At 63.6% G+C, this 1,495-nt stretch carries 3 protein-coding genes; all 3 read right to left on the bottom strand.

The genetic code is table 11. From position 1 onward, the window contains the following. The coding region (locus AC1DVA_RS28280; protein ID WP_476808114.1) for an amidohydrolase family protein at nucleotides 1–915 on the bottom strand (915 nt) is incomplete at its 3' end. After that, nucleotides 912–1,184, bottom strand: coding sequence for a XapX domain-containing protein (locus AC1DVA_RS28275; RefSeq protein ID WP_476808113.1), 273 nt, complete (start codon nucleotides 1,182–1,184; stop codon nucleotides 912–914). The genes AC1DVA_RS28275 and AC1DVA_RS28280, both read right to left, overlap by 4 nt. A gap of 57 nt (nucleotides 1,185–1,241) precedes the next feature. Further along, nucleotides 1,242–1,495 (bottom strand): alpha/beta fold hydrolase (locus AC1DVA_RS28270; RefSeq protein WP_476808112.1); only part of this gene is annotated, 254 nt, incomplete at its 5' end.

The following is a 1,495-nucleotide window of genomic DNA, read 5'->3' as shown; positions in this document are numbered from 1 at the left end:
CTGCGTGAATAGGTTGTAGGCGAGGCGGATGGTGATTTGGTTGTCGTCGGCGAGCTTCTGGATGACGGCGTAGTCGTCTGGGTAGTTCTGGAAACCGCCACCGGCGTCGATCGCACCGGTGACGCCGAGCCGGTTGAGCTCGCGCATGAAATGCCGGGTCGAGTTGACTTGATACTCGAAAGGCAACTTCGGCCCCTTGGCGAGCGTCGCATAGAGGATGCCGGCATTGGGCCGAGCCAGCAGCAGGCCCGTCGGATTGCCATTGGCGTCGCGGGTGACCTCGCCGCCGGGCGGGTTCGGCGTGTCCTTGGTATAGCCGACCGCCCGCAGCGCAGCACCGTTAAGTAGAGCGCGGTCATAAAGATGTAAGATGAAGACCGGAGTGTCGGGTGCGACGGCGTTCAGCTCCGCGATTGTCGGTAGGCGCTTCTCGGCGAACTGGTGCTCGGTGAAGCCGCCGACGACGCGCACCCATTGAGGCGGCGGCGTGACCGCCACTTGGCGCTTCAGCATGTTCATAGCATCGGCCAGCGTCCGCACGCCGTCCCAGCGAAGCTCCATGTTGAAGTTAAGCCCCCCTCGGATGATGTGGAGATGATTGTCGATCAGGCCTGGCAATGCGCAACGACCCTTGAGGTCGATCACCTTTGTGTTGGAGCCAGCATGAACCATGACTTCTGGCTCGCTGCCGACACTGAGGAAAACTCCGTCCTTCACCGCTACGGCGCTTGCGGTCGGGTTGCCAGGATCCAGCGTCGTAAAGCGGCCGCTGCGGAGAATGAGATCGGCGGTCATCGGGCGGGCTCCTTGGCCAGGGGATTGGGGGCCGGCCGCTTGGGCGACGGCGCTTCCGAATAGGCCCGAGAAGGCCCCGGCAGCGGCGCCGAAGGTGGTTTGGCGGCGGGTCGGGATCATCGGTCGCTCCATTCTTGACTTTTATCGCCGGAAGTTGGCGACGGCGGCGAGCCGAAGAGGTGCTCGCCGCATTCCCGCCGCAGCCATCCAGGGGTCAGCCCCTGCCCCGAAGCGAGGCGCTTTGCGATTGGCGCGATCTGCTCTCCGGCCAGGATACCAAGCAGGCCGACGAGCGCGACCACGGGCGGCGCGGGCGATCGGACGTTCAGCAAGCCGTAGACGACGCCTACCAGGAGGYCGGCTCCAAGCGAGACCAGATAGGGCTTCATCATGCCTTCCTGTCGAGTTGAACGGCAACGGTCGGCGACCGGCCGCTGCGCGGGGCCTCAGGCTTCGATGAAGGCCAAAAGGTCGGCGTTCAGCATATTCGTGTTCACGGTCAGCATGCCGTGACCATAACCGGGATAGGTCTTCAGCGTGCGGTGCATCAAATGCTTGATCGACTCGCACGCGGCGCCGATCGGCGCGATCTGATCGTTCTCGCTATGCAGAACGAGCGTCGGCACACCTATCGCCTTCAGATCCGCGGTTTGATCGGTTTCGGAGAAGGCCTTGAGGCCTTCGCAATAGGCCTTGGCGC

It is taken from the genome of Allobosea sp. P4_C6, from assembly GCF_056402015.1.
The sequence above is the reverse complement of the archived record's forward strand: the minus strand, read 5'-3'. Positions and strand labels throughout refer to the sequence as shown.